The following is a 5,378-nucleotide window of genomic DNA, read 5'->3' as shown; positions in this document are numbered from 1 at the left end:
CTCAACAGACTAAAGTCCATAATAAAAGGGAAAACTACTCCTGAATTTCCCCCTTTACAATCAATCTTTTCTTTCCTCCATCTGTACATGTGATTAGAGTTATTTCCTTTTTATCCATTCTTTGACTTAATACAGAAGTATTTTCTGCCTCTGTATCGAATATTTCATTTATTTTATAAGTAAAACTTCCTTTAGCTGTTTCTATCTCTATTTCATCGTCTATTTTAGCATTATGCAATTTTTTAAATACTTGATTGTACCAATAGCTACTGTGACCAGCGATACAGAAATTTCCGTATTCTCCCGGCATGGCAGTTTCCTCAAAGTGACATATATAGTATTTTAAATCCTCTTCATCTGTACCTTCTACAATTACAGTCTCTAAATCTAGAGATTTTATTTTTATAATCGCTATTTCGTCTCCAATATTGTAATCTTTTTCTTGAAACTTGTCTTCTTTTATAGCTTCTTGAAACCTCTCAATGCCGTTTTTTTCAACCTGCTTTGAATAGTATTTTAATCCTTGTGGGATTATTGCAATCAATAACCCCACAATAATTAAAAATCTACTTATTTTTCTTCGCATTTATTTTTTTCTCTTAACTACAACCCCTGTTACAGCGATTATTCCAAGTAAAACAACTGCTACTACAGGTACCTTGTATTTACTGTATAGAGAGGCTTCGTTTTGAGTTGAAGTGTTTTCATCTGTATCTTTCTCATCTCTAACAGCTTCAACTTCTTCTATTTCCTCAGTTACCTCGTATTCTTCGATAAGCTCTAAGGTTTCAAAATCAGGTATAATATCAAATTCTACATCTCTCTCCATTGCGTCTACATATATTTGAGTCTTTATTTTAGAATCTAGTGAATCAGCATCGAATTTTATCTTTATAGTTGAATCTGTCTCTTCTACTATATCTATATTGGTTTCTTTATTATCGACTAATATCCTGTGATCCTTCATATATTCAACTCCACTAAACTCTATCGTATAGCTGTAGTCACCTTTTTGTAGAATTTCCAATTGCATAGTTTCATTTAAGTAAGTTCTAGCCATATTTTGTCCTATTTCTTGTTCATGGTAGACATCGTTTTTTAATTCATATAACCCTGGCACTAAATCTTCCTTTTCACCTGCAAAAGAAAAATTAGTCAAACTCATTATCGTCAAACATATCACAAATAAATGCTTTAAATTTTTCATTTTCGATTCCTACTTTCTCTTTTTTCTTCCTAAAAATGCACCTAGGACAGTTATTAAACTTCCTCCCATAAATAGTGCTTCACTATTTATTACGCTCCCAGTTTGAGGTAATTTCCCATTGCTAGCCACTTCAAAATCTTTTACAAATGTATATGTATTTTCAAGTAGCTTAACTCCAAATTCCACTGTTGTATTCATTGGAACTATAAATACATTTACTTTTATATCATCGCTTAAAGAATTTATTTTAAATCTATAGCTTTTGCTAGAAGAAGTTGATGATACAACCTCGTGACTTGCTAATGATCCATTTACATAGAATTTATGGTTTTGCATTAAATCAACCCCTGTAAATGTAAGAGTTAAATAAAGCTGTCCATTTATTTCCTCTATTTTTGAACTTTCATTTAAATAAGTTCTAGCCATCTTCCTTCCTGTTTCATTATCGTGTACGATTTCATTTTTTATTGTATATAACTTACCTTTTATTGTAGTATTATTTTCTACTAGGTTATTACTACTATTATTATTTTCAAAATTATTTGAACTATTACTTCCATTATTATTATTTATATTATTAGAATTGTTGTTTTCTGGTAGCTTGCCTTCTTCATTTGAGCTTACAAATTTTAATGTAGATTGATTTAATTTTAAATCAAAATCAACAGTTCTACCCATAGCTGTTACATAAGAGCTTATATTTAAAACTGATGATAAGCTAGGTATTTGTAATTTTATTCTTACAGTGTCATTTCCAACATTTGTTTTTGTATAAGATAAAGTTTTGGAATTTGCCTTTATAACTATATCCTTCATTAAACTGCTTTGTGCCATCTCAAATGTAAGATAGTATTTTCCGTTTTTTATTTCTAAGTTACTAGTTTCATTTAAAATATTTCTAACCATCGAATATCCTACTTCATTGTCTAGGATAACTATATTTTTTATTTGGTAATACCCATTTTTATATGTAGTATTTGAATTTCCAGTGTTTTCAATTTCATTTTTATCATTTTCTTGTTTATTGTCTTCTGGCTTTTCTTGATCTACAGTGTTATTATCCTCCTCTTTGTCCTCTTCATTTTCTTTATCTTCTTCTACTGAATCATCTTTATCTTCTTCATCAGAAGGATTTTTGTCAGGAGTAGCACCTGTTATTGTATCATTTTCTTCTTTATCCTCTTCCTTGTCAGTCTCATTTCCACTTGAACTATCTTCTATTTGAGCTTCTACCCTACAAGCTGCCTTTACTACAAAACCTTCAAAAGGATTTATCTCAAAGTTTATTCTTATATCCTGATCTAGAGATTCTATTTCAAAAGTTATAGTTCTATTTTCTTCTTCTAAAGTATTTGTGTACTCTACTTCATTTCCATCTACAGTAGGTACTACTGATTTCATCAATTGTCCAGAACTTAAAACTATAATTATATATTTTTTATTATTTTCTACTTTTAAGTAACTCCTCTGTACATATTTATTTGCTGATGACTCTTCATCCTTTGTTTCATGCTTTAATACTGTATTTAATTTATGTATTTGATCGCTTTTAACTGAAACTATGCTTTTATTTTGGTAAACCCCATCTGCATATACATTGTTTACAGTTCCCCCAAAGATTGATAAAATCGCCATCATCGCCATAGCTGTTCTTAATTTTTTGTGTCTAAATATCATGTTACTCCTCACTTTCTTTTTTTTGTAATATAAGGTTATCATATTTGATAATCGATGTCAATTACAAATAATTATATTTTTCAATGATATTCATATACGAATTTTATTTACATAATCTTCAGATATTTTTGTCATTTAATATTTACCTGTTAATTCTTGAAAATATGAATCAATTAGACTATAATTTAAATATAAGTTTAATACAGACTTTCAAGAAAACGTTTTTTAAAGGGGGATTTAGAATGAAATTTGGTGATAGAGTTTTATATAATACTGGAAGTTCTCACACTTTAGGAGTATACCTAAAAGAAATAAGCTCTCATGAAGCATTGGTTAAATTAGACAATAATCCTGTTAAAGTAGTTTTATCTACTGATAATCTTACATTTGTAAAAGATATGGACCAAATGGATTTAGCTCAAGCTCTAGTAGTTGCTGATTATATAGCTAAAGAAGAATACGATGGTCACTACACTTTACTTGCTTTCTCAACTGGATATAGATTCTGTTTTGGAACACTAGACAAAATATCTTATAATACTACTAGCTTAATGCCTCTTGGTAAAACTATAGAAGAAGCAATTACAAAAGCTATCGACGGTAAGATAGACGTAGACAATATTTTAGATAGAGAAGATAAAATGTTGAGATAAAACGATTACAAAACTTGTATCAATATTAAATTGGTACAAGTTTTTTTATGCTTATTTTTTGTTTTTGGAATAGTTTGTAAACTTCTAGAATACTTATTAAGTAAGATTAATAAGCTCTAAGGAGGTATTTAATATGAATAATGTATATGCAAATCTAAATATATATTTTGAAGAACCTAATTGGATTTGTGAATATTCGAGAAAAAATGGAGATGATATTGAAATATGTAAAATATTTTTCGATTTTGAGCCTCCAACTTGCGATGTCTATAAATATTTCTTAAAGAATTTCAACAATCTGACTTTCCAAAAAAGTGAATTTAACGCTGAAAAAACTGTATTACTTTAGACAAAATTTTAGGCTGTTGCAAGTATATACAAGCTTTAAAATGAGCCTATTATAAATTTGCAAACAGCCTATTGATTAATCTACATCGTATAACCAGCAAGTATCTTCATCAATTTTTTTATAGAAAATCCTTCCTTGATCTTCTTCGTATTTTGCCTCGTGGAATTTAAAAATCATATCATTACCTGATTTACCAACTACCTCTATTTTTCCCTTTTCACATGAGAAACAGTATTTAAAGCACTTGCCCTGACCATTTTGCATGGCTTTAGCCTTCTCAACTATCTCATATCCTCTGATAAATGGAACTTGAAATTGGCTTTTAACACCTGATACTGGTCTACATTGGAAAATATAATAAGGTACAACTCCAAAAGACGTCAATTTCTTTAATAGATCCCCTAAAACTTCAGGAGAGTCGTTTACACCTTTTAAAAGCACAGTTTGATTTTTAACCACTACTCCAATTTTTTGAAGTAATTTTACAGCTTTTTTCGATTCCTTTGTTATTTCATTTGGATGATTAAATTGTGTGACTACATAAATTTGTTTTTTCTTTGAATATTCCCTTAATATGTTTAATAATTCATAATCTTCTGATATTCTTTGAGGCATTACGACTGGTATTCTAGTCCCGAATCTTATAAAATCTAAGTGATCAATCGAAGTAAAAAGTTCTAACAGTTCTTTTATTTTTGAATTTGAATTTACAAAAGAATCTCCACCAGAAATCAATACATTTGATATTTCTTTGTGCTCTTTTATATACTCTGCCATTTCATCAAAATGTTTGGCAATTTCCTCGTCAGATAATCCAACAAGTCTCTTTCTAAAGCAATGTCTACAATACATGGCACATTGGTTTGTAGATAAAATCATAGCGGTCTCTTTGTATTTATGCTGCATACCTGTAATTACAGTATTTTGTCCCTCTCCACTAGTATCAAAAGTTCCTCTTAAATCCTTTTCAAATTCAGACGGTATAGACATTTTTTTTATTGGATCGTCTTTATCATCTTTATTTATCAGTGATAAATAATACGGCGGTATTGATATCGGAAACTTTTCTGATATCTCTTTTATACTATCTATCTCACTCGGGCTTAAATCTAAGAGCATAAATAAATCATTTAATTTATTTATATTTTTCTCTAATATTACTGGATAACTCATAAATATCACCCCTCAATATAATTTTTGAAAAATACACATTAATTTAATAATCTTTAAATTAAAATTTTTCTATAATTATATTATATCAATGATTACTAAGTTTTTCCATTTATATTATACCTTATTTTATTACAATATTTTACAATATATTTTAAAAATTCAAGTTATTTTGACATAATACGACTTTATTTAAAATTTCTTCACTTCCACTAAATCCTTCTTTTTCACTTATTATAAATTTATCACCCTTTTTTACATAGTTTACAAAATCTCCATGCTTTAATATATACGAGTAATTACAGAAATTAAGCATATCTTC

6 protein-coding genes are annotated in these 5,378 nt (G+C 28.5%); 2 read left to right on the top strand and 4 right to left on the bottom strand.

Annotated elements, in window-relative coordinates; all coding sequences use genetic code 11:
- Window positions 1-34 precede the first annotated feature (34 nt).
- From SPD90_RS01685 to SPD90_RS01675, 3 genes are read right to left on the bottom strand one after another with little or no spacing between them, the layout of a single operon-like run.
- Entirely contained in the window at window positions 35-586 is a 552-nt protein-coding gene (locus SPD90_RS01685; RefSeq protein ID WP_320624651.1) for a class D sortase, read from the bottom strand.
- Window positions 587-1,207 (bottom strand): NEAT domain-containing protein, encoded by a 621-nt coding sequence (locus SPD90_RS01680; protein WP_320624650.1) that lies wholly within the window; start codon window positions 1,205-1,207, stop codon window positions 587-589. It lies immediately after the preceding gene.
- Between the two features lie 9 nt (window positions 1,208-1,216).
- The gene (locus SPD90_RS01675; protein WP_320924107.1) at window positions 1,217-2,884 is read right to left on the bottom strand and encodes an NEAT domain-containing protein; all 1,668 of its coding nucleotides are present in this window, start codon (window positions 2,882-2,884) and stop codon (window positions 1,217-1,219) included.
- 242 nt (window positions 2,885-3,126) lie between these two features.
- On the opposite strand from SPD90_RS01675, the gene SPD90_RS01670 reads away from it, so the two are divergent.
- Complete coding sequence (locus SPD90_RS01670) at window positions 3,127-3,537, top strand: hypothetical protein (protein WP_320924106.1); 411 nt, start codon at window positions 3,127-3,129, stop codon at window positions 3,535-3,537.
- 133 nt (window positions 3,538-3,670) lie between these two features.
- Complete coding sequence (locus tag SPD90_RS01665) at window positions 3,671-3,886, top strand: DUF2992 family protein (RefSeq protein ID WP_320924105.1); 216 nt, start codon at window positions 3,671-3,673, stop codon at window positions 3,884-3,886.
- 75 nt (window positions 3,887-3,961) lie between these two features.
- On the opposite strand, the gene SPD90_RS01660 is transcribed toward SPD90_RS01665, so the two are convergent.
- Window positions 3,962-5,059, bottom strand: coding sequence for a KamA family radical SAM protein (locus SPD90_RS01660; protein ID WP_320924104.1), 1,098 nt, complete (start codon window positions 5,057-5,059; stop codon window positions 3,962-3,964).
- Window positions 5,060-5,378 lie beyond the last annotated feature (319 nt).

The organism is Intestinibacter sp. (assembly GCF_034113885.1).
GTDB lineage: Bacteria > Bacillota > Clostridia > Peptostreptococcales > Peptostreptococcaceae > Intestinibacter.
The sequence above is the reverse complement of the archived record's forward strand: the minus strand, read 5'-3'. Positions and strand labels throughout refer to the sequence as shown.

Bases quoted from the DNA above. Each gene is read 5' to 3' on its own strand.
- SPD90_RS01685 (WP_320624651.1), bottom strand. From the start codon at position 586: ATGCGAAGAAAAATAAGTAGATTTTTAATTATTGTGGGGTTATTGATT.
- SPD90_RS01675 (WP_320924107.1), bottom strand. From the start codon at position 2,884: ATGATATTTAGACACAAAAAATTAAGAACAGCTATGGCGATGATGGCG.
- SPD90_RS01670 (WP_320924106.1), top strand. From the start codon at position 3,127: ATGAAATTTGGTGATAGAGTTTTATATAATACTGGAAGTTCTCACACT.
- SPD90_RS01665 (WP_320924105.1), top strand. From the start codon at position 3,671: ATGAATAATGTATATGCAAATCTAAATATATATTTTGAAGAACCTAAT.
- SPD90_RS01680 (WP_320624650.1), bottom strand. From the start codon at position 1,207: ATGAAAAATTTAAAGCATTTATTTGTGATATGTTTGACGATAATGAGT.
- SPD90_RS01660 (WP_320924104.1), bottom strand. From the start codon at position 5,059: ATGAGTTATCCAGTAATATTAGAGAAAAATATAAATAAATTAAATGAT.